The 22,368-nt window shown below is 60.3% G+C and carries 21 protein-coding genes; 9 read left to right on the forward strand and 12 right to left on the reverse strand.

Annotation, left to right across the window (positions count from 1 at the left end; translation table 11 throughout):
* Positions 1-206: 206 nt before the first annotated feature.
* The 10 genes from cyoE to ACRRNM_RS05100 form a co-directional block, all read right to left on the reverse strand.
* The gene (cyoE, locus tag ACRRNM_RS05055) at positions 207-1,070 is read right to left on the reverse strand and encodes a heme o synthase (protein WP_435627149.1); all 864 of its coding nucleotides are present in this window, start codon (positions 1,068-1,070) and stop codon (positions 207-209) included.
* Positions 1,071-1,270: 200 nt separating this feature from the next.
* Positions 1,271-2,977, reverse strand: coding sequence for a cbb3-type cytochrome c oxidase subunit I (locus ACRRNM_RS05060; protein WP_435627150.1), 1,707 nt, complete (start codon positions 2,975-2,977; stop codon positions 1,271-1,273).
* A gap of 6 nt (positions 2,978-2,983) precedes the next feature.
* A complete protein-coding gene (locus ACRRNM_RS05065) occupies positions 2,984-3,541 on the reverse strand; it encodes a hypothetical protein (protein WP_435627151.1) in 558 nt (185 codons plus the stop codon).
* A gap of 346 nt (positions 3,542-3,887) precedes the next feature.
* The gene (locus ACRRNM_RS05070; RefSeq protein ID WP_435627152.1) at positions 3,888-4,031 is read right to left on the reverse strand and encodes a hypothetical protein; all 144 of its coding nucleotides are present in this window, start codon (positions 4,029-4,031) and stop codon (positions 3,888-3,890) included.
* A gap of 438 nt (positions 4,032-4,469) precedes the next feature.
* Positions 4,470-5,276 carry a 4-hydroxy-tetrahydrodipicolinate reductase gene (gene dapB / locus ACRRNM_RS05075; RefSeq protein WP_435627153.1) on the reverse strand — a complete coding sequence of 269 codons (807 nt, stop codon included), beginning with the start codon at positions 5,274-5,276 and terminating at the stop codon, positions 4,470-4,472.
* 10 nt (positions 5,277-5,286) lie between these two features.
* Positions 5,287-6,042, reverse strand: a complete 756-nt coding sequence (gene bamE / locus ACRRNM_RS05080) for an outer membrane protein assembly factor BamE domain-containing protein (protein WP_435627154.1) — start codon at positions 6,040-6,042, stop codon at positions 5,287-5,289.
* A gap of 45 nt (positions 6,043-6,087) precedes the next feature.
* Positions 6,088-7,749 carry a DNA repair protein RecN gene (recN, locus tag ACRRNM_RS05085; RefSeq protein WP_435627155.1) on the reverse strand — a complete coding sequence of 554 codons (1,662 nt, stop codon included), beginning with the start codon at positions 7,747-7,749 and terminating at the stop codon, positions 6,088-6,090.
* A 21-nt stretch (positions 7,750-7,770) separates the two neighbouring features.
* Complete coding sequence (locus ACRRNM_RS05090; protein WP_435627156.1) at positions 7,771-8,643, reverse strand: NAD kinase; 873 nt, start codon at positions 8,641-8,643, stop codon at positions 7,771-7,773.
* A gap of 136 nt (positions 8,644-8,779) precedes the next feature.
* Positions 8,780-11,851, reverse strand: a complete 3,072-nt coding sequence (locus ACRRNM_RS05095) for an efflux RND transporter permease subunit (RefSeq protein ID WP_435627157.1) — start codon at positions 11,849-11,851, stop codon at positions 8,780-8,782.
* On the reverse strand, positions 11,848-12,882 hold the full coding sequence (locus ACRRNM_RS05100; protein WP_435627158.1) for an efflux RND transporter periplasmic adaptor subunit: 1,035 nt from the start codon (positions 12,880-12,882) through the stop codon (positions 11,848-11,850). Before ACRRNM_RS05100 ends, ACRRNM_RS05095 begins: the two co-directional genes overlap by 4 nt.
* A 355-nt stretch (positions 12,883-13,237) precedes the next feature.
* Here ACRRNM_RS05100 and ACRRNM_RS05105 point away from each other — a divergent pair, with 355 nt between their 5' ends.
* The 7 genes from ACRRNM_RS05105 to ACRRNM_RS05135 all read left to right on the forward strand — a co-directional run bounded on the left by ACRRNM_RS05105 (position 13,238) and on the right by ACRRNM_RS05135 (position 19,183).
* The gene (locus tag ACRRNM_RS05105; protein WP_435627159.1) at positions 13,238-13,765 is read left to right on the forward strand and encodes a pyridoxamine 5'-phosphate oxidase family protein; all 528 of its coding nucleotides are present in this window, start codon (positions 13,238-13,240) and stop codon (positions 13,763-13,765) included.
* Positions 13,762-14,706 carry a radical SAM protein gene (locus tag ACRRNM_RS05110; RefSeq protein ID WP_435627160.1) on the forward strand — a complete coding sequence of 315 codons (945 nt, stop codon included), beginning with the start codon at positions 13,762-13,764 and terminating at the stop codon, positions 14,704-14,706. Before ACRRNM_RS05105 ends, ACRRNM_RS05110 begins: the two co-directional genes overlap by 4 nt.
* Positions 14,707-14,847: 141 nt before the next feature.
* On the forward strand, positions 14,848-15,504 hold the full coding sequence (locus tag ACRRNM_RS05115) for a thermostable hemolysin (RefSeq protein WP_435627161.1): 657 nt from the start codon (positions 14,848-14,850) through the stop codon (positions 15,502-15,504).
* 13 nt (positions 15,505-15,517) lie between these two features.
* Positions 15,518-17,041 (forward strand): AMP-binding protein, encoded by a 1,524-nt coding sequence (locus ACRRNM_RS05120; RefSeq protein ID WP_435627162.1) that lies wholly within the window; start codon positions 15,518-15,520, stop codon positions 17,039-17,041.
* Positions 17,028-17,705, forward strand: coding sequence for a TenA family transcriptional regulator (locus tag ACRRNM_RS05125; protein WP_435627163.1), 678 nt, complete (start codon positions 17,028-17,030; stop codon positions 17,703-17,705). The genes ACRRNM_RS05120 and ACRRNM_RS05125 overlap by 14 nt, the downstream gene beginning before the upstream one ends.
* Positions 17,702-18,508, forward strand: a complete 807-nt coding sequence (locus ACRRNM_RS05130; RefSeq protein ID WP_435627164.1) for an SDR family oxidoreductase — start codon at positions 17,702-17,704, stop codon at positions 18,506-18,508. The genes ACRRNM_RS05125 and ACRRNM_RS05130 overlap by 4 nt, the downstream gene beginning before the upstream one ends.
* Positions 18,509-18,544: 36 nt before the next feature.
* A complete protein-coding gene (locus ACRRNM_RS05135) occupies positions 18,545-19,183 on the forward strand; it encodes a hypothetical protein (RefSeq protein ID WP_435627165.1) in 639 nt (212 codons plus the stop codon).
* A 74-nt stretch (positions 19,184-19,257) separates the two neighbouring features.
* Here ACRRNM_RS05135 and gstA read toward each other — a convergent pair whose 3' ends face one another.
* Positions 19,258-19,872 (reverse strand): glutathione transferase GstA, encoded by a 615-nt coding sequence (gene gstA, locus ACRRNM_RS05140; RefSeq protein ID WP_435627166.1) that lies wholly within the window; start codon positions 19,870-19,872, stop codon positions 19,258-19,260.
* Positions 19,873-20,031: 159 nt separating this feature from the next.
* On the opposite strand from gstA, the gene ACRRNM_RS05145 reads away from it, so the two are divergent.
* The gene (locus tag ACRRNM_RS05145) at positions 20,032-20,478 is read left to right on the forward strand and encodes a hypothetical protein (RefSeq protein ID WP_435627167.1); all 447 of its coding nucleotides are present in this window, start codon (positions 20,032-20,034) and stop codon (positions 20,476-20,478) included.
* Positions 20,462-20,722, forward strand: coding sequence for a hypothetical protein (locus ACRRNM_RS05150; protein WP_435627168.1), 261 nt, complete (start codon positions 20,462-20,464; stop codon positions 20,720-20,722). Before ACRRNM_RS05145 ends, ACRRNM_RS05150 begins: the two co-directional genes overlap by 17 nt.
* A 264-nt stretch (positions 20,723-20,986) precedes the next feature.
* Here the strand turns inward: ACRRNM_RS05150 and ACRRNM_RS05155 are convergent, their stop codons facing one another.
* Positions 20,987-22,363, reverse strand: a complete 1,377-nt coding sequence (locus ACRRNM_RS05155; protein ID WP_435627169.1) for a diguanylate cyclase — start codon at positions 22,361-22,363, stop codon at positions 20,987-20,989.
* Positions 22,364-22,368: the final 5 nt, after the last annotated feature.

Raw genomic sequence — 22,368 nt, forward strand, 5'->3', positions numbered from 1 at the left:
GAATCGCACAGCTTAGCGTTAACGAAGAGAGGTGCATACCTTAGGCCTTAATACTTGTATAGGGATCGACTGAACAATACCCGACTATTTTAATATGCTATATCGAAAACGCAAGATAAATTATATTTTTCTAATATACTTTTTTAGGGGATAAAAAAACCCGTCTGCGGCAAACCTTAGACGGGTTTTTCTCCTAACAATGAAAATCAGGCGCCGAAATTCACTTCCAGCATCAACGCTATCATCAACACGCTAAACTGCACCAACGAGGCAACAAAGTTGGCCATAGCCGCCTCTTTGGTTGGATTGCGCACCAATTGCACACTTTTAACTATGAAATAAATTCCACCCACCAAGGCACCGGTCAGATATACCCAGCCCAAACCGTAAAACATCGGCAAGAGCGAGACGGCAACCAGAAGGATGGTATGCCCAAAAATAATGCGTGCTGCCTTTTTGTCACCCTTTACCACCGGCAGCATAGGCACCCCTGCAGCGGCGTATTGGTCGCGAATGACGATTGCCAGGCTCCAGAAATGCGGAGGCGTCCACAGGAATAGCACCAAGGCCAGCAGTCCGGGAAGCGGGCCAAACGAAGGATCAACCGCCGCCGCACCTGCAAGCACCGAGAAACTCCCCGCCAACCCGCCAAATACGATATTCAACCAGGTACGGCGTTTCAACCAAGCTGTATAAACTATGGCATAAGTAAACGCGCCGAGGAAAATATTCAGCGCCGTCATCGCGTTAAATGCAAAGGCAGCGGAGGCTACAGAAACTGCAAGCATCGAGCCGATGACCACCAGCCACTTGCGGCTATGCTGAAAGTAGCCGTTCAAGAATGGACGATTTTTGGTTCGCGTCATTTTTGCATCGATATCGCGCTCGAAGTATTGATTGAAAGCGCCTGCAGCCGCAGAGGCCATCATGACCGTCAGCGACAAGATAAAAACTTGCCAGCTGGTCAACGCCTGCCCTGGGGTGATTGCCATGCCGCCCAAAGCCGCCAACGTAATTACCACGCCAATGCGCAATTTGAAAAGATTAATACACTGCCTGACCATCATCATCTTAACGACCGTTCCTTCCTCTCTCCGCTGCTTTGGAGAAGGTATTAGTTGATCTTCCAATCTGTTGAAACCTCTAACCTAAACCGCGCATTGTGCACTTGGCAATTGCTTTTCTGGTTTAGGTTAGAGGTTTCCCTCTAACCTGAATATTCACTACCTTGGAGGGGTGCCAAAGGCACCCTCCCCGTCATCTCATTTCTTTAAGACATGCCCCACACAGTGGACAGGTACTTGAAGTTAATGAAGTAGTACAGCACGATCGTCACGAAAAGAATCATGGCGAGTATGAAGGTGCCGGGCGCTTCCATACCCCACATACCAACGTGATGCTTTCCGGTCCTTTCGGCCACAACGTCAGCATCTTCAACCTTAGGCCATGGAGCGGAACCTTCAGGAATCTTCTCGCCCGCAAAGATGGAGGCCAGAACAACCAGAATGAACATAACCGCACCGACCGCCATGACTATACCGAAGATTTCGCCCAAGTCCATCAGACCCTTGGCGATTTCAGGGTATTCATAAGCCAGTGGCTGACCTGCAAAGGTGATATCCGCATGACGGCGCTGCACACCCAAGGTACCTGCCCCCATCAGGGCGATGGAGAAAACTCCAGAGCCGATGGCGAAAACATAGGGTTGCAACTTTGCCATTCCAGCCAGAGCGATCTTGCGCTGGAATACCACCGGGATCAGCCAGTAGGTGACCGCCATGAATGCCAAGGTAGTACCGGACACCAGCGTGCCATGGAAATGGCCCGGCAGGTAAACGGTGTTGTGGATAACCATGTTGATCTGCTCCACGCTCATCACCACGCCGGTGATACCGCCGATAAAACCGAAGCCCACCAGCGACAGGAACATGCCGGAGAAAATCGGATTACCCCAAGGAGCCTTACGCAGCCAGGTAAACAGACCGGTATCGAGACCTTTCCTGCGCTGCGCAACTTCAATGGCACCAGGAACGGTCAAGCCGTGGATCATACTAGCCAGCACAGCCAGATAAATCATGTAGCTGGTATTGAATATCTTCCAGGCGGAAGTCAGACCCGGGTCAGACAGCAGATGGTGCGCGGAACCCAGTTGCAGGAACAGGATATACAGCAGGAACGCACCACGGCTTACCTTCTCGGACATTGGCTTGGCACCAAACACCAGCGATGCAATGAGGTACCAGATGGAGATATGGGTAACCACGTTGATTTGCTGCGAAGAGTGGCCGAAACCCCACCAGATAACCCGATACATCATCGGATCAATGTGGCTGATCAGCCCGACCGACCAGAGGAAAGTCGGGATCAGAATCAAGGCGCCGGAAACGATGGTGAACACTGCAATCACCGTAGCTGTCACACCGCCAAACACCACCAGCGGAAGCGACCCCTGATAAGTATTCTCCCTCTTGGCAACCACCAGCGTACCGAGGAACACGAAACAGCCAATCAGTGCACCCACGGCAAACAGGATCAACCCCAGATAGAAATGCGGCTCAGCCTGAAGCGGCGGATAGGAAGTCATCATCACGCTAGACTTGCCACCCAGCACTGCCACGGCAACCAGGGCTGCACCTACAAGCATGAGCCAGAACTGCGCCCACGCCCACTTCGGTCCCGCAATCCGGTTACCCAGAACATGCGCGCCAAGGAAATACAACACTGCCATTTCAAAGAAAATGATCCACACCGCCAAGCTCACCAAGCCGTGAGCCGTCAGCGCCATGTAGAACAATTCCGGGCTGAGCAGTTGCACGCTCGGCATACGGGTAAGCGCCACTCCGAGACCAAACAGACCGCCAACCAGCAAAAACACCACAGACGCAAACGCGTTCCATTTGACCAGCGTATTGGCCGTCCGGTGAATCTTGAGACCCGACACCGGATCAATGCGAAAATCAGACATTGTCGTCGCCATTATTCTTTACTCCTTTACGTAAATTCTGCCCAGCATCGTGTGATGCCCCATGGCATCAACGCCGCCACAGTATTCGCCACAAGCTATGGCAAAAGTACCGGTTTTGTTGGGTGTCATGGTAGTAACCTGCTCATAGCCAGGATAGACTTGGAAGTTGATGTTCTCAGGCTGCAACGAGAAACCGTGCCCCACATCAAGCGACGAAATATGTATGCGATACTTCTGCCCTTTTTGCAGCTCAAGGATGGGGCGATACTGCCAAGACATGGCGGCCAGATAAACATCGCTGCCGGGTGGCGGTGCCACGACATCTTCACCAGTAGCCTCATCCTTGCGGACAGTGTACTTTGCCTGCATATCGGCAACCTTCTTGGAAAACACCTCAGGGGTCGTCTTGTAAGTTTCGTTGCTCATGTTTTGCGGCCCCATAAAGTGCCAGCCGGTCATCCAGACAAACATGAATACACACCATGCAAATGCAAGAACAATCCACCATATTTCGGTGCGTTCGATTGGCTCACGCCACCAATCAGGGTTTGTTGGGGGGGTATAAGACGTTCCCATAATTCCTCTCTCCTTGTTAATTAATCAAACGTGGCACTTTTATGGGGCCGTCGGTATATTGATAATGTCATACAAACCCCACCCCGTATAAAGCACCAGAGGCACCAAGTTGGCCAACAACAACATAAGCCACTGGTTATCCAGGATTTTTTGCATGAAATGAGGGCTTGCACCACTTGAAGTTAGTCCTGACATCTTTTACTCCTCCCTTGACAATTGATGGCTGACGCCATTGATAGTTGACACAAAAACAACCCAAATAAACTCGTTTTTTTCTTTACCTACTCGGCCTCCATTCAAGCCGCCACTTGCGAGGCAACCAGAATATCCTAGATTTAAAGAGGCTTTAGCGACCGAGCAACATGAAAAGACCAATACCAAAGTAAGCCACAGCGCTGACGGCTATCAGTACGGTCAACATCAGCATTTTGTTTTGCAGCACTTGCCGCGTGAAAGGAACTGGCGCGCTCCCAGCGTTGGATGATTCCATTGGATACCTCCCTCCCGTTATATTTACGTCATATTTCACGCGATTGTTCTGCGACAATTTGACGCGCCCTCAAATTCTGTCCCAAGCAACCAGATGTGTCAAGCATAAATAGCAAGTATTTTTATCAAGTATTTTTTACGATCCGATTTCAAATACTCCAGCACACATCAACCAAGCTAAAATCAACTAAAATCCAGTTAGTTACCTTCCCGTTACAATGAATAATTCAACACCATGCATCGTTAAAGGCTCATAAAAATCCAGGCTCTTACCATGCATTTTCCCAAGCCTTCCACAGCGTCAAAAAGTCCAATGACGACGAAGCACGTTCCGGCAAAATAATGCAAATATTTTCTGCTGACGCAGTTCGACGGGGAGCTGCCCACCAGCACGCCGATTCCGGGAGCGGCGATCCATGCCAGCGACGTCCAGAATAAATTACTTCAACCCCAGCACGTCCTGCATGTCGTAGAGGCCTGCCGGATGGGACTTCAAATACTTTGCAGCGCGTAACGCACCCAGTGCAAAGGTAGCGCGGCTGCTGGCCTTGTGGGTAATTTCGATGCGCTCGCCGGTACCGGCGTAGAGCACGGTATGGTCGCCGACGATATCGCCGCCGCGCACCGTGGCAAAGCCGATGGTGGAAGGGTCGCGTTCGCCGGTCACGCCTTCGCGTCCATACACGGCACATTGCGCCAAGTCGCGCCCCAGGGTGCGTGCAATGACCTCACCCATGCCCAGCGCGGTGCCGGACGGCGCATCCACCTTGTGGCGGTGGTGCGCCTCGATGATCTCGATGTCGTAGCCCTGACTCAAGACGCGCGATGCGGTCTCCAGAAGCTTGAACACCAGGTTCACGCCGACACTCATGTTGGGTGCGAGCACGATGCCGACATCCTGCGCCGCGCTACCCAACTGCGCCTTCTGCTGCGCATTCAGACCGGTCGTGCCGATTACCATGCTTACACCCAACCGGCGGCAGATATCGAGGTGATGCAGCGTGCCTTCGGGGCGGGTGAAATCAATCAGCACATCCGCACCTTGCAGGGCGGCTTCCGCATCCGCGCTGATTCTTACACCGCAGGCCGCACCGGACAGTTCGCCGGCGTCTTTGCCGAGCAGCGCGCTGCCGCTATGCTCAAGCGCGGCGTGCAGCAACAAATCGTCAGACTGCGCCACTCCTTCCAGCAAGGCGCGCCCCATGCGTCCACCGCTACCGGCGATGGCAATCCTGATTTTGCTCATATCGAATCCCTTATTTGGCAACCCGCTCGGAAATGATCCGCCACGTATCGCCGACCTTCTCCAGTTGCAATGTCTTATGCGTACTGTCGCGGTATTGATCGGAGCGATAGTTCTGGGTAAACGAAACCGTCGCGCGGCTGTCACCCTGCATGCTGACGCTGATTTCGCTCAGTTCAACTTCGATTGCCCTAGGTTTGCTGATGCGCTCCCGGCGCTGTTTCTCCCATGCCTCGCGGCTCACCCCCTCCGGCTTGTAATCCGGCGTATATGCAACCAAGTAGTCGCGCACATTCTTGGCGGACCAAGCCGCAGCCCAGGCTTGTACGCTTTTCAGCACATCGGCGGCAGGATCGGCCTTGGCAACGGGCTGCGGTGACGGGACTGCGGGAGCTTCCGCAACGGCGGGGGCTGCAACCGGCGGCGCACTCGCTGATGTCGCCTGCTCTGACTGGCGACCATCGTCTATGCGCACCAGCCTGTCGCCTTCAAAATAAAGCGTCAGCCGCTGCTTTTCGACCACTTCACCGTGCTGCTCCAAACTATATATATAGTCCCAGCGATTGCCGTGGAAGGCATCGCTGACCATCGGCGTACCCATAACGTAACGCACCTGCGATTTCGACATGCCGAGCTTGAGTTTCTCGCGCATCTCCGGCGTAATGTAGTTCCCCTGGCGAATGTCCATCTTGTACGGCGACAACACCGGCGAAGAAAGATAGCCGCAGGAAGCCAGCAGCGTGGAAAGTAAAACCAGTTTGATCCGCATGATAGTCTCAGTCAGTTACAGAATTTAAAGCCGCCGCATGATACCTCAAGCGGACGCACCCAACATCTCCGCCGCATGTTTGCGCGTCGTATCGGTGATTTTCACGCCACCCAGCATGCGCGCAATTTCCTCGACACGCCGTTCGCCGTCCAGTACGGCAATGCGGCTCAGCGTGACGCCGTTTTCCACCGCCTTGCTCACCTGCCACTGGTGATCGGCGGCGGCGGCAACCTGTGGCAGGTGCGTCACGCACAACACCTGCCCATCCTTGCCCAACTTCTTGAGCAACTGCCCGACGATTTCCGCAACGCGTCCACCGATGCCGCTGTCCACTTCGTCGAAGATCAGCGTCGGCACGCTGGCGACTTGGCTCGCGGCAACCTGGATCGCCAGGCCGATGCGCGACAGTTCACCGCCCGAGGCAACCTTGGCTAGGCTGCGCAGCGGCACGCCGGGATTGGCGGCGACCTGGAACTCCACCGTCTCCAGGCCGTGAGCATTCCCGTCGGCCAGCGGCAGCAGCGCCACCGCGAAGCTGCCGCCCTGCATCGCCAACGCCTGCATTGCCGCGGTGATCTCGCGCGCCAGCCTGTCGGCGGCTTTCTTGCGTGCCGACGTCAATTTCTGCGCAGCCGCCAGATAGCTTTGTTGGGCAGCATTTTCCTGCTGCTCAAGAGCGGCCAGATCGGCATCGCCGCCCAGTTCTTCGAGGCGCGTCACGATGCGCTGCAGCACCTCCCCCAGTTGCTCCGGCGCGGTACGGTGTTTGCGCGCGGCATCCATCACTCTGCGGATGCGCTGCTCCAGTTCGTGCAGGCGCTGCGGATCGGCATCCAGGCGCTGCTGGTAATGGCGCAGCGCATACACCGCCTCCTGCAACTCGGCCTGCGCGCTTTCCAGCATGCGCAGCGTTTCACCCAGGCTGGCATCGTGCGTCATGCCGTCGCGCAGACGCGCCGCCAGCACGTTGAGTTGTTCGAGGCAGGCGTTGTCCGCCTCACTCAGCGTTTCGATGCCGAAGGCGGCAGTCTCCAGCAGGCTCGCGGCATGGGCAAGGCGCGCGTAGTCCGCCTGCAATTCCTGCCACTCCCCAAGGTTGAAACCCAGCCCTTCCAGCTCGTCGCGCTGAAAGCGCAGCAGCTCGCGCTCGGCTGCCACCGCCTCTGCATTCTCGCTGAGGCCGATGCGGCGGCGGCGCAACGCCTGCCAGTCGCGGTACAGGGCTGCAGCCTTCCCGGCATCGACTGCCACGCCGGCATACCCGTCCAGCAGCATGCGCTGCGCATCGGAGCGCAGCAGCGATTGATGTGCATGCTGGCCGTGGATATCCAGCAATTGCTCGCCCACCTCGCGCATCTGCTGCAGCGTGGCAGCGCGCCCATTGATGAAACCGCGCGAGCGCCCCCCGGCATCCAGCACGCGGCGCAGCAGGCACACGCCTTCATCGCCGTCCAGTTCCTGTTCGCGCAACCAGGCTTGCAGATGCGGCAGCGCGGCAATATCGAATTCGGCGGCGATCTCGGCACGCTCGCAGCCGTTGCGTACCATGGCCGCATCGCCGCGTTCGCCGAGCGCCAGCGACAATGCGTCGATCAGGATGGATTTACCCGCACCGGTCTCGCCGGTCAGCGCGGTGAAACCGGAAGAGAAATCCAGTTCAAGCGAGGGAACGATAACGAAATCGCGAATGCCCAGAAATTTCAGCATTTATCTGGTCAACTTCAGCATTTAGAGGGTCTGGTTCCAGAGCAGCTTCTCGCGCAGCGTGTGATAGTAGCTGTGCCCCACCGGATGCAGCAGGCAGGCTGGCTGAGGGTGGCGCGTGACGATGATCTTGTCGTGCAGTTCCAAATCGTAGTTGGTGTGGCTGTCGAAACGCACGCGGATATCGCCGGTGCGGTGCATCAGGATTTCCAGCACCGATGAGCCTTTCACCACGATGGGACGGTTGCTCAGCGTATGCGGGCATACCGGCACCAACTCCAGCACATCCAGGCTGGGGTGCAGGATCGGGCCACCCGCGGACATCGCATAGGCGGTCGAACCGGTGGGTGTCGCCACGATGAGGCCGTCGGCGCGCTGGTTGTAGAGGTACTCGCCGTCGATGCGCACCTCGAACTCGACCATACTGCTGACATGGTTGCGGTGTACTGCCACTTCGTTGAAAGCAAGTCCGCTGAACACCTCGACCTCGCCGCGCAGCACGCTTGCCGACAGCAGCAGGCGCTGCTCGGTGACGAACTTGCCCTCCAGCATCGCTGCCATGGTGTCCTGCATATTCTCCAGCGTGAGGTCGGTGAGAAAGCCCAGCCTGCCCTGATTCACCCCGACCAGCGGCACTTGGTACGGCGACAGGGTGCGCGCGATGTTCAGCATGGTGCCGTCGCCGCCGATCACGATGGCCAAGTCCATCGCATGGGCCATCTCGTTCAGGTTCATCGCCGGATAAGGGCTGGTTTCGATCTGTTCGGCGGTCAAACTGTCCACCACCACATTCAGCCCTCTGGAAGACAAAAATGCAGCCAGACGCAACAATGGCCCAGCGATTTCCGGGGCCTTGTGTTTGCCGATCAGCGCGACGTTCTGGAAGGGGAATTTCATGGGCGCGATTAAACCATATCGCCCCTGCAATGACAAAGCGATTACCCTCCCTACCTCATGAAGGATTACTACATATACCGGCCCATTCCTATGATGCAAATGGCCTATTCCGCGCTTCCCCCGGCAGAGTGGGCCCTCAAGCCTCTTTCACCCGGAACCACGCCGCATACAGCGCGGGCAGGAAGAGGCAGGTAAGCAGCGTGGCGATGACCAGTCCGCCCATGATGGACACGGCCATCGGCCCCCAGAACACCTGGCGGGTCAGCGGAATCATCGCGAGGATCGCGGCGGCGGCGGTCAGCGAGATCGGACGGAAGCGGCGCACGGTGGAGCCGACGATCGCCTCCCATTGCGTCTTGCCCGCCTCCTCGTCCTGGCGGATTTGATCTACCAGAATCACCGAGTTGCGCATGATCATCCCGGCCAGCGCGATGAAGCCGAGGTTGGCGACGAAGCCGAACGGCACCTGGAACACCAGCAGCGCGAGCGTGACGCCGATCAGGCCGAGCGGCGCGGTGAGCAGCACGATGGCGGTGCGGCTGATGCTTTGCAGCTGGATCATCAACAGCGTAATCACACCGACCAGCATCAGCGGCATGACCGCCTTGATCGCGGTCTCGCCCTTGGCGGATTCCTCGATACTGCCGCCCATCTCGATGCGGTAGCCGATCGGCAGCGTGGCGCGCAGTTCGTCGAGCTGCTTGTCCAACTCCACCGACACGGTGGCGGGCTGGGTCTTGTCGGCCATGTCGCCGAGTACTGTCATCGTCGGCAGGCGGTTGCGCCGCCAGATCAGCCCCTCCTCCAGCACCGGCACCAGTTTTGCGACCTGCGCGAGCGGTACATGGCGGCCCTCGGGCAGCGGGATGTCGAGCTCGGGCAGCCGGTCCAGCGAACGCACCTCACGATCGGCAGTACCGCGCCACACGATGTCGATCAGCTGGTCGCCCTCGCGGTACTGCGCAAGCGCCACGCCGTTCAGCCAGCCCTGCAACGCCTGCGCAATCTCCTTGCTGGAGGTGCCGAGGCGGCGCGCCTTGTCCTGATCCACCTCGACGCGCATCGCCTTCACCTTGTCGTACCAGTCGAAGCTCACGTCCTGCAGGTGCGCGTTGGCGCGCATCAAGTCGGCGACCTTGTCGGCGATCGTCCGCACCTGTTCGACGTCCTCGCCCATCACGCGAAACTGCACGGGGTAGCCGATCGGCGGGCCGTTCTCGAGGCGCGACACGCGCGCGTGGATATGCGAGAAGCCGCCTTCCGCCGAGTCGAACAGCTCCGTCAGCCGGTGCTTGAGCTCCTCGCGCTCCTTCAGCCCCTTAGTGAGGATCACGATCTGCGAGTAGTTGTCGCTGAACAGGCGCACGTCGAGCGACAGGATGAAGCGTGGCGCGCCGTTGCCGATGTAGGAGGAAAAGGAGGCCGCCGCCGGGTCGCTCGCCAATATCCGCTCGATGCGCCTGGTCTCGGCCTCGGTCGCCCTGAGCGATGCGCCCTGCGGCAGCCAGACATCGACGATCAGCTCGAGGCGGCTCGCAGCCGGGAAGAACTGCTTCTCCACGAATTTGCCGAACGCGGCGATGGAGAGCAGAAAGATCAGCACCGTCGCGCCGATCACCTTCCAGCGGTTGCGCAGACACCAGGTAACGAGTGCGCGGAAGCGGCGGTAGAACGGCGTGTCGTAGATGTCCGCGCCGTGGCGCTGCGCCTTCGCCACGAGCTTCTTCGGGTCGAGCAGCCGATAGCCGAGGTAGGGCGTGAACACCACGGCGACGATCCACGAGGTGAGCAGCGCGATGGTCACGACCTGGAAGATCGAGATGGTGTATTCGGCCGCGGCCGATTTGGAAAAACCCACCGGGGTGAACGCGGCGGCGGTGATCAAGGTACCGGTGAGCATCGGGAAAGCGGTCGAGGTGTAGGCGAAAGTCGCGGCCTTGAAGCGGTCCCAGCCCTGCTCCATCTTCACCACCATCATCTCCGCCGCGATGATCGCATCGTCCACCAGCAGGCCGAGCGCGATTACCAGCGCGCCGAGCGAAATGCGCTGCAGACCGATGCCGAACGTCTTCATGAGGAAGAAGGTGATCGCGAGCACCAGCGGGATGGAGAGCGCCACCACCGTGCCGGTGCGCCAGCCGAGGCTCAGGAAGGACACCGCGAGCACGATCAGGATCGCCTCGGCCAGCGAGTTCTCGAACAGGTGGATGGAGCCCCTCACCACCTCCGGCTGGTTCGCGACCACATGCACGTCTACGCCCGCGGGAAGATCTGACGAGATTTTTGCCATCGCCTGCTGCAGGTTCTCGCCGAGGCGGATCACGTCGCCGCCCTTGTCCATCACGACACCGAGGCCGATGGCGGGCTGCCCGCCGACGCGCATCTGCGGATTGGGCGGATCGGCAAGGCCGCGCGACACCTTTGCGATGTCGCCCAGCCGGAAGTGCCGCCCGTTCACCAGCAGGTCGGCGTTGCGCACCCGCTCCACGCTGTCGAAGCCGCCCGACACATGCAACAACACCTTATCGGTCGCGGTATCGACGAAACCGGAAGGGTTCACCATATTCTGCTTCTGCAAAGCCTCGCCGATCTGGCCGGGCGTGATGCCGAGGTTCGCGAGGCGCTGCGGCGCGATTTCGAGGTGGATTTTTTCCTCCTGCACGCCGAACAGCTCGACGCGCCGCACGTCCGGCACGCGCTTCAGCTCCAGCGCGATGCGGTCCGCGTAGCGGCGCAAAGCCGCGAGGTCGAACCCGTCCCCGGTCAGCGCGAAGATGTTGATCTGCACGTCGCCGAACTCATCGTTGGGGTACGGCCCCTGCACGCCTTCCGGCAGGGTGTGGCGGATATCGTCCAGTTTCTTGCGCACCTGCCGCCAGGCCTCCGGCACCTCGGGCTTGGGCGTGTAATCCTTGAGCACCACGAAGACCATCGAATCGCCCGGCTTGGAGGCGGAGCGCAGCACGTCCACCCAGGGCGTTTCCTGCAGCTTCTTCTCGATGCGCTCGGTGACCTCCCGTTCGACCTCCTGCGCCGTCGCACCGGGCCACAGGGTGCGCACCACCATGACCTTGAAGGTGAAGTCCGGGTCTTCGGCGCGCCCGAGATTGAGGTAAGAGAGCACCCCCGCGCCCGTCAGCACGACGATCAGGAACAACACCATCTGCCGGTGCGCCAGCGCCCAGGCGGAGAGATTGGGTCCCTTCATTGCGCGCCGCTGCTCTCGATGATGCGGATTTTCTCTCCCGCCGCGAGCCGATGCACCCCGTTGCCGACGATGCGCTCACCCGCTTTAAGGCCGCTCGTGACGACTGCGCCGTCGTCGCGGTATTCGGCGATTTGCACCGGACGCAGGCTGATGGTGCGGTCGGCCGCGACGATCCACACCGCCGCCTCCTTGCCCTGCTGGAAAATCGCGCCCAGCGGAATCAGCAGGCCGTCGCTCTTTTTACCAGCGGAGAAGCTCACCCGCGCCGTCATGCCCAGCGCAACATCCGGGCCGGGCTGGCTCAGGGTCACGCGCGCCGCATAAGTGCGGCTGGCCGGATCGGCCGCTGGTGCCAACTCGCGCAGGCGTCCGGCCAGCGGCGCTGCACCTGAGGTCAACAGGGTGACTTCGGCGGGTGCGCCGATTTTGAGATCGGCCAGTTGCGACTCGGGCACCGCAATCGCCACCTCGCGCTCGCCATCCGGCGCGAGGCGCAGCACCGGCTGCCCGGCGGCGACCACCTGCCCGGCCTCGGCAAGGGTGGCCGCAACCACACCCGCCCGGTCGGCGCGCAGCGTGGTGTAATCGGACTGGTTGCGCGCCAGCCCGGCCTGGGCGGCGGCGGCCTCGAATGCGGCCTCCTTCGCATCCAGCGCCGCCTGGCTCACGAAGCCCTTGCCGCGCAGCTCGCGAAAGCGCTTCGCATCATTCTCGGCCATGCGGTGTTGCGCCTCGGCCGCACCAAGCTGCAGCCCGGCATCGCCGGGATCGAGGCGCATCAGCGCCTGCCCGGCCTTGACCCGTGCACCCGCATCCACCAGCCGTTCGATGATCTTTCCGCCGACGCGAAAACCCGGCTGCGTTTCATGGCGTGCGCGTATCTCGCCGCTGTAGGTGTTGCCGACATCGGTCGCGGCAGAACCCGCCACCAGGGTCAGCGCGGGCCGTTCAATCCTGGCTGCTGGAGCTGGTTCCTTGCTACAGCCGACGTAGAGGGGCAAGAGGAGTAGAAACAGGATACTGCGCTTCATGTTATTAACTTCTGGCAATACGGAAAAGGACAGGCAATGTAGGGGGAGGGCCGAAGACTGTCAACACTGCCATACTTGGCATGCAACCGTCCATGAAACGGCACGGCGGTTCCGGGGTGACGCAATAATATAGGCAATAAGCAATGCTTATCATCTTTATAAAAATAATTGACTATCTCTTATATAACCACCTGCCTATAGTCGCAACCTATTTACGATTACAAACGATTACAAAATTCGCTGCGGCAGCTCAGCCAAAAAGCTTGAACTTCACTACAATACCGCGGTCTTTGACGAGCAACCGATTTTTTGCCGGAACGACCTTTTTTCAGAACATTCTGCCGGGATAACTACCATGACCTCATCGCCCTTTCACACCGGCGAGCTTGACGCACAGCAACGCTGGGGCAACCCGGAATTGTGGACCGAAGAGCGCATCCAGCAGCTCATCTGGGACCGCATCCCGGAGCAGTTCCACGCCCGGATCGAGGCAGCGCCGTTCTTCTTTCTCGCTACCAGTTCCCCCGACGGGCGCTGCGACTGCTCGTTCAAGGGCGGCGGCCCCGGCCTGGTCAGGGTACTGGAGCCGAACCGCCTGGCCTTCCCCCATTTCGAGGCGCGCGTCAAAGGCAACGGCGCCTACATGAGCCTTGGCAACATCCTGCTCAACCCCTATGTCAGCATGCTGTTCATCGATTTCGCCGACGGCGCGCGCCTGCGCGTGAACGGCAAGGCGTCCATCCACGAGAACGCGGAGATGATGGAACACTTTCCGCAGGCGGAATGCGTCGTCGTCGTGGACATCGAAAAGGTTATGCCGAGCTGCCCCGCATATATCCCGCGCCTGGTTCCCGCCGAACTTTCCCCCGGTACCGTTAAATGAGTTCCTACCGCATCGCCGCCAACGTCGAGTGGACCAGCAAATGCAATGCGCTTTGCCCGATGTGCCCGAGAGACCTGATCGAGAACCCCATGCTCATGACCGAGCCAACCTGGAGGCAGGTGCTGGAGCGCCTGATGCCGCAGGACGTGTTCCGCGTGGTCATCGCGGGCTACGGCGAACCCACCACGCACACCAAATTTTTCGAGTTCGTGGACGACATGCGCGGCCACCCGATCCGCTTCGACATGGTGAGCAACGGCCACCAGCTCGACGCCGAACGCATCCGCCATCTGGACGGTGCAATCGACCTGCTGCTGATTTCCTTTTCCAGCATAGACCCCAAGGTATACGATCGCGTGCACGTCAACCTCGACCAGGCGCGCGTGATGGAAAACATCAGGACGGCGCAGCAACTCTTCAAGCACACGCAGCTGGCTATCAGCCTCACGCCCATGCCGGAATGCCTGCCCTCCCTGCCGGACACCATCGCCTGGCTGCGCGCGCAGGGCGTGGAAACCCTGACCATGTCGCCCACCCTGTACAACCGCGGCGGCACCCTGAAAGAGCATGAACTGGCCACCGAGAAGCTGCGGCAACTGATCGATCAGCACCATTTGCGCTCCCAGGAATTCGACTTCGTCCCCGGCGTACGGGATGTCATCCAGCAGTGGCGCAGCAACAGCTTCAAATGCATACCGCGCAACATCGACGTCTTCATTGCATCGAGCGGCGATTACCTGTACTGCTACAACGACGTCAGCCACAAACACCCTATCGGGAACGTTGCAAACATGAGTATCCGCGAAGTGCTGGCCAGGCGCGAGGGCATGGGAGCCATCCCGGAACTGTGCAACGGCTGCAACATGCTCAACCGCTACGACGCAAAGGAACTGGTAAAAGCGGGAATTTCCTATGCGCGCGCAAAACTGAAAGCAGCCTGATCCGGCACGACGCCATGACTTTGAACTTTTTTTATTCCAGGCAGCCTGAAGCCGTGTGTTTACACCGATTTGCTGTTTCGCAACTGGTAAAATAACGCGCTATCCATTTAGTATGGGCAACCAGCCAGCCTCACAAAATCGATGAATACCGTCATTTCCAACCCCGCCATCGGCCTGGCTGAACGCCCGTTCGACGTGCATTTTTCCCAACCCGGCGATAGCGACCGCGCCGAGGTCGAGCAATTCATCGGCGAAATTTTCTGCGAGGCGTACGGCGCAAAAATCCGGCGCTTCAAGCCCTGTTTGATGAGCCTGCGCGACCAGGACAACAAACTGGTTGCAGCCTGCGGGTTCCGTAGCGCCGCGCTCGGGCCGCTGTTCCTGGAAACTTACCTGGATCACCCCATCGAGGTGGTGCTCGCGGAGCGCACCGGCTCCCCGGTCGAGCGCAACGACATAGTCGAAGTGGGCAACCTGTCGGTCATCGAACCCGGTGTGGCACGCTACCTGATTACCGCCATCATCGACCGCCTGCATGCTACTTCCAAGCAGTGGGCGGTGTTCACCGCTGTTCCGGTGGTACGCAACGCGTTCATCAAGCTGGGGCTGAACCCGGTCCTGCTCGGCGATCCCGACAAGAGCCGGCTCCCTGTAAAAGAGCAGGCGGAATGGGGCAGCTATTACGAGCAGAAGCCGCAGATCATGGCGCTGCAGCGCATCGAGCGGCGCAGCAAGCTCCGGCCTGACGGCGGCTCCGCACCCAAACCAATCGACCTCTGCTGCAAGACCTGCACCTGACCCCGAGGAAAACATGAGCCTGTCCGTCATCGACGCCGTCAGCCGATGGAGCAAGGAATGTCCCGATTCCCCTGCCCTGCTCGGCAAACAACAGGCGCTCTGCTACCGGGAGCTCGCCGCCGCGATCGAACGATTCGGTGCGCAACTGCGCGCGGCCCCCGCCGGGACGATAGCGCTGGCGCTCGACAACTCGCCGCTCTGGGCCGTGCTCGACCTGGCCTGTTTGCACGCCGGCAAGCCGATCGTCCCGCTGCCGTTCTTCTTCTCGGCGGAACAGGTCGCCCACAGCATCCGCGACGCAGGCATCGATTGCATCCTCACCGACCAGCCGGAGCAATACCGCAAGCTGCTCGAGGCCGCAGGCATCGAAACCGGCGCGGTATTCACGCATGAGCTGAACGGCCAGACCTTCAGCGACATCCGCCTGCACAACATCGCCGCGAAAGCATTGCCCGCGGGCACGGTCAAGGTCACCTACACCTCCGGCACCACCGGCCACCCCAAGGGTGTATGTCTGGGTACCGACGCGCTGCAGCAGGTCGCCTCTTCCCTGCTGGCCGCGACGCGCGGCGATGCGGCCGACCTGCATGTCAGCGTGCTGCCGCTGTCCACCCTGCTGGAGAACCTCGCCGGCGTATATGTGCCGCTGCTGGCCGGTGCAAGCTGCCAATTGCTGCCGCTCGCCGAAGTGGGCCTGAGCGGCTCGACCGGGCTGGACGTAAAAAAAATGCTCGCCGCGCTCATCCAGTGCAAGGCGACGACCACCATCCTGACCCCGCAACTGCTGCACGCCATGATCGCCGCCATCGAGGCGGGGCATCCCGCGCCGCAACGGTTGCGCTTCGTCGCGGTGGGCGGCGCCCCCGTCGCGCCGCGCCTGCTGCAGCGCGCGGATAAACTCGGCCTGCCGGTGTTCGAGGGCTACGGCCTGTCCGAATGCGCCTCGGTGGTCGCGCTCAACACCGAAGCGGAACGCCGCATCGGCAGCGTCGGCAAGCCGCTGCCGCACGCGCGGGTGAAGTTCGCCAAGGACGGCGAGATCCTGGTGGCGGGGGCGACCCTGCTCGGCTACACCGGCGATGCGCCGCTGCAACCGGATGAATTCTGGCCGACCGGCGACACCGGCCACCTCGACGAGGAGGGCTTCCTCCACCTCACCGGGCGCAAGAAAAACATCTTCATCACCTCGTTCGGGCGCAACGTGTCGCCGGAATGGGTGGAACGCGAACTGACCTTGCACCCGGCCATCGCGCAGGCGGCGGTGTTCGGCGAGGCGCGCCCATGGAACATCGCGGTGATCGTGCCGCGCGGCGCGACGCCCGAGGCGCTTGCCGCCGTGAACCAGGCCATCGACGAGGCGAACCGCGTGCTGCCCGACTATGCGCGGGTCAAACACTGGCTTCCCGCACAGGCCCCATTTCTGCCGCAGAACGGGCAACTCACCGCGAACGGCCGCCTCAAGCGCGCGGCGATCTGGCAGCTTTATCAAACATCCATCGAGCAACTGTACAGGGAAAAATCAGATGACGGTCTATGAGCAACTGCTTGCCGCCACCGAGGCGGAGCGCAACGAACTGCAGGGCCTGCCCATCATTCGCGCCGGCGCGTCCGGCCAGGTCAGCCTCGCCGCCTACATCGCATTCCTGACCGAGGCCTACCACCACGTCAAGCACACTACCCCGCTGCTGATGGCCTGCGGCGCGCGCCTGCCGGAAAGATACGAATGGCTGCGGACCGCGGTGGCCGAATACATCGAGGAAGAAGTCGGCCACCAGGAATGGATACTGAACGACATCAAGGCCTGCGGCGGCGACGCCGAAGCGGTGCGCAACGGCAAGCCGTGCATTGCCACCGAGCTGATGGTGGCCTACGCCTACGACACCATCACGCGCGTCAATCCGGTCGGCTTCTTCGGCATGGTGCTGGTGCTGGAAGGAACCAGCGTCGCGCTGGCGACCCATGCCGGACAAGCCTTGCAGCAAAGCCTCGGACTCGGCAAGAACGCGTTCTCCTACCTGAATTCGCACGGCTCGCTGGACGTCGGCCATGTCGGCTTCTACGAGTCGCTGATCGACCGCATCACTGACCCCGCCGATCAGGCCTGCCTGATCCATTGCGCGAAAATGTTCTACAAGCTCTACGGCGACATCTTCCGCGATCTGGGCGATCGCTTCATTCCAACAACGGGAGGAACTGCATGAATCTGTCTGGCAAACGCATCATCCTGACCGGCGCGGCCGGCGGCATCGGCTACCGCCTCGCGCTGCTGCTCGCCGCGAAGGGCGCGAAGCTCGCGCTGGTCGAACGCAACGCGCCACGCGTTGAGGAAATCTGCGCCGAGATCAACAAGAACGGAGGCTCGGCCACAGCCGTCGCGCTCGACCTGTCCGCCGAGGGCGCACCGCAGCAGGCGGTGGACGCCGCGCTGCAGGCGATGGGCGGCGTGGACCTGCTCATCAACAACGCGGGCATCATGGACTTCACGCTGTTCGAGCGCCACGACCCGAAACGCATCGAGCAGATGATAGGCGTCAACGTCATCGCGCCGATGCTGCTGGTGCGCGCCGTGCTGCCGCACCTGCTGAAGCAGGACAGCGGGCGCATCGTGAACATCGGCTCGGCCTTCGGCTCGATCGGCTTCCCGCACTTCGCGACCTACTGCGCAAGCAAATTCGCGATGCGCGGCTTCTCCGAGGCGCTGCGCCGCGAGCTGGTCGACAGCCAGGTCGGCGTCACCTACGTCTCGCCGCGCGCCACCAAGACGCCGCTCAACGACGACGTCACAACCAGGATGCTGGCCGAGACCAAGACGAACATGGACGAGCCCGACTATGTCGCCGCCCAGATCGTGCTGGCGATCGAACAGGAGCGCAAGGAACATTTCATCGGCCAGCCGGAGTCCTTCTTCGCGCGGCTGAACGGCATGTTCCCGCGCCTGGTCGACAACGGCCTGCTGAAGAACACGCGCATCGCGCGCAAGTACGCCCAGTCCATCGGTAAGTAATCCCATCAACAAGCAACATTCACACAAGGAGGAGTTATGAAGAAGTACACCTGGCTGATCGCCCTGCTGTTCGCTGCCACCAGCGCATTCGCCGAAACCGCGCCGCTCGACGCCGCCATCCAGAAATTGCAGCACGACTGGGCAACCGCCTTTTACAAGACACCCGAAAAAGAAAAGGAAGCCGCGTTCGAGAAGCTCGTCAAGGAAGCACACGAAGTAAGCGCCGCCAACCCCGGCCGCGCCGAGCCGCTGATCTGGGAAGGCATCATCACCAGCACCCTGGCCAAGTACCAGAGCATCTTCTCGGCCGGCGGCACCGCCAAGGCCGCGCGCGACCTGTTGCTGGCTGCGGAAAAGATCGACGCCAACGCCCTGAACGGTTCCGCGCTGACCTCGCTCGGCAGCCTGTACTACAAGGTGCCGCGCTTCGGCTCTTTCGGCGACCACGACAAGGCGCGCGATTACCTCGAGCGTGCGCTCAAGGTCAACCCGGACGGCATCGACCCGAACTTCTTCATGGGTGAACTCATGGTCGAGCGCAACGAAAATGCCAAGGCGCTCGAATACTTCAAGAAGGCACTGAACGCCCCGGCGCGCCCCGGCCGCGAGGATGCGGACACCGGTCGCAAGGCGGAAATCCAGGATGCCATCAAGAAGATCGAGAAGAAGCACTAACTCGCATTCGACTCGGAACACCGGCCCCACCGCGATGGTGGGGCTTTTTTTGGATGGTGCTCAGCCGGCAAACATCACTCCACGGGCAGCCCTTCCGCTTTCATGGCGGCGACCACCGCGGGACGCGCGGCGACGCGATTGAAATATTCCCTTAACGCAGGCCAGGGCGACAAATCTATTCCGGTGAAAAACGTCCATCTGAGCATGGTGAACAAATACGCGTCGGCGACGGAAAACGTATCGCCCAGCAGGTAACTCCTTCCTTCGAGCGCGGATGCGGCGTAACCCAACCTCTTGTTGAGCCTTGCCTTGATGGCATTCCTAGTTTCCTCCGGTACCGCCGGATTGAACAGCATGCCGAAGCTCTTGTGAATTTCAGTCGAGATGTAATTGAGCCACTCCTGGAGCCTGTAGCGCTCCAGGGTCCCGGCCGCAGGCGCAAGGTTTTTCGCGGGCGCGAGATCGGCAAGGTATTGCACGATGGCAGGCCCCTCGGTCAGCAGCTCGCCGCTATTCATCACCAAAGCGGGAACATAGCTCTTGGGATTGATGGCCTCGTAGTCGGTGCCGGTATCGGTTCTTTTGGTCTTGAGATTTACCTTTTCTGCCTCGAAAGGGATTCCCGCCTCACGCAGGACGATATGCGGAGAAAGGGAGCAGGCACCCGGACTGTAGTAGAGCTTGATCATTCGCCTATCCTCTGCATTGACGTCACAGCGGCAACTTAGCAAGGATTCGGCCCTGCCTCAATAAATCAAACCCTGTAGGTAAAGACACTTATGTTTCAAACGCGGCCCGATCGTCAGAATGGCGTCCCCTGAATAAATAGCGGCCTATCAAACAAAGCCATGGCGGAAACCATCGATTCGAGAACAAGCGCGCATGACTCGCGGTTGGGCGATAAACGGGAGCTTGCCCTCCTGAGCCTCATCAAGGAAGGCGATTTCGATGCCCGGCAGAAGATGATCGCGCACAACCTGCGCCTCGCGCTCAACAGCACCCGGCGCTATGCCAACATAAGGCTTTTCGACCTGCTCAAGGCCGGCAACCTGGGGCTGGCGTACGCGCTGGAAAATTTCGAACGCGAAGGCCATGGGCGTTTTTCGGCCTACGCCGACCAGTGCATCCGCCAGAGTATCGAATACGCCATCCAGAATTGGGACGGTTGCGGCCCGGCGTGGCTCGAAAAACCGGACCATGACCGGTACCGTATCGTCGCGAACGACGATACAAATCCGTCGTCGGTGCATTTGATCCGTGATCCCGGTCTCCCTGCCCATGACCAAATTAACTGATTACGCCGACGCAGCCGCGACGGAATATTTGCGGGAGACGGGAAAAACCGAACTGGAGCCGCACTGGCTGGCCGAGTTTTTCCAGGACTGCGGCGTGCTGGATGAATACCCCCGCCAGGACCTGGTCGCTTTCCACGCCATGGTGCAAAAAGAGCTGATCAGAAGAGCCGAACGCACCGAAAAGCAAGCACGCCTGCGACTGGACAAGATCGCGCGCACCGCGAAGCCCCCGCACAAGCCGTAATTCCTCCAGGCAAGCCCGTCCGTATAAAAAATTTCAGGCAGTTGCGGCTGCCCTGCTGCCTGGAAGCGTATTTCATGGCATGACATTCTGGTTTGTGCCGGTAGCGGTCGTGCAGGCAGCTGTCGTCGAGTGGCCGATTCTCGACCCAGCCGGTCGCGCCAGTGATAAAAAGCCGTCGTGTTAGGCGCGGATTTTTGCGTCGTAACCCGACTTTGGGTACCGTCGGGTTACGCGATGAAACCGCTAATCCGACCTACGAGTTTTTCAGCGCCCCGACACCACGCAGCGATTGCGCCCGGCTTCCTTGGCCTCGTAGAGCGCGCCGTCGGCATCCTTCAGCATCGTCTCGTAATCCGGGTGGCCGTTGTAGGTGGCGATGCCGACGCTGGTGGTGACCTGGGTCGTCTGCCCATCGCCGACGCGCAGCGGCTCCGCGGCGAACTTCTGGCGTATGCTCTCCGCAACCTGCAGGGCCTGCTCCCTGCCGACTTCGACCAGCACCACGAGCATCTCCTCGCCGCCGTAGCGGAACACGAAGTCCCCGGCGCGCACGCTGCCGGTGACGAGGTCGGCGGCCTGCTGCAGCACCAGATCCCCCGCCGCGTGCCCGTAGGTGTCGTTGATCTTCTTGAAGCGGTCTAGGTCGAGCAGCAGCACCGCAAACGGCACGCTGCTGCGCCGCGCCAGCGCCATCTCCCGCGTCAGCACGGCGGGCAGGAAGCGGCGGTTCAACAGGCGCGTCAGCGCATCGCGGCCGCTTTCCACCTCGATGAAACGGTCGAACAGGCCGCCCAGCATGAACTTGATCTCGGCGATCCCCGCCTCGATCTCCTTCATCAGCGCGCCCCCATCGCCGGGATTTTTGCGCGACTCGATCAACTTGGGGAACAGCGATTTTTCCACGTCCTCGATGCGCCGGCGGATCTGTTCCAGCTCCGGCGCGGACTCGAAGATGATTGCAGCCTTGTGCTGCAGCCACATGCCGAATTCGGAGTGCTTGATGTCCGGCAACTCCGCCGCGCTGCCCTCGGCGAGCAGCTTGAGCAGGATCTGCTGCGCCCACTCCAGGATCGCCGCGCGCTGCCGCTCGCGCTCGGCCAGCATGTTCTGCCCCAGGGCGAACATGCGGTAGGCCTCGTCGGTGCGCGTCTGCTTTTCCATGTCGATCACGTAATAGTCCGTCATCGCATCCAGCGCCAGCTCGATCGTTTCCGCGACGAAGTTGCTCGCCTTCACCAGTTCGCCGCGCCCCAGGGTGGATTCCACCAGATGGCCGTGGATCGCATGCTTCAGCATGCGCGCACCGCGCATCACCAGCGCGATGGGCACCTGGATGCGCGCATGCACCTCGCCGATGTGGCATTGATGCTTGTAGATCGCCTCCGGATATTGCTGTTCGTCGGAAAACAGCTCACACAGCCAGCGTTGCATCGAAGCGTGCAGGCGCTGGTTGACGAGGTCGTTATCTAGGAACGTCCTGGCTTCCTCGTCGTCCAGCATGTTCCGGTAGAACAGATCGGCCAGCCCGGCGGCTTGCTGCCGCACGATTTCTCCGACCAGTCTGCGCAGCGCGACGGGAGTCTCTTCGGAGAGCCTTTGCCAGTCGGCGGCAAACTCCCTGCTTTGCTTCAGTTTGATCATGATTG

This window comes from Ferrigenium straubiae (assembly GCF_051257895.1).
Lineage (GTDB): Bacteria > Pseudomonadota > Gammaproteobacteria > Burkholderiales > Gallionellaceae > Gallionella > Gallionella straubiae.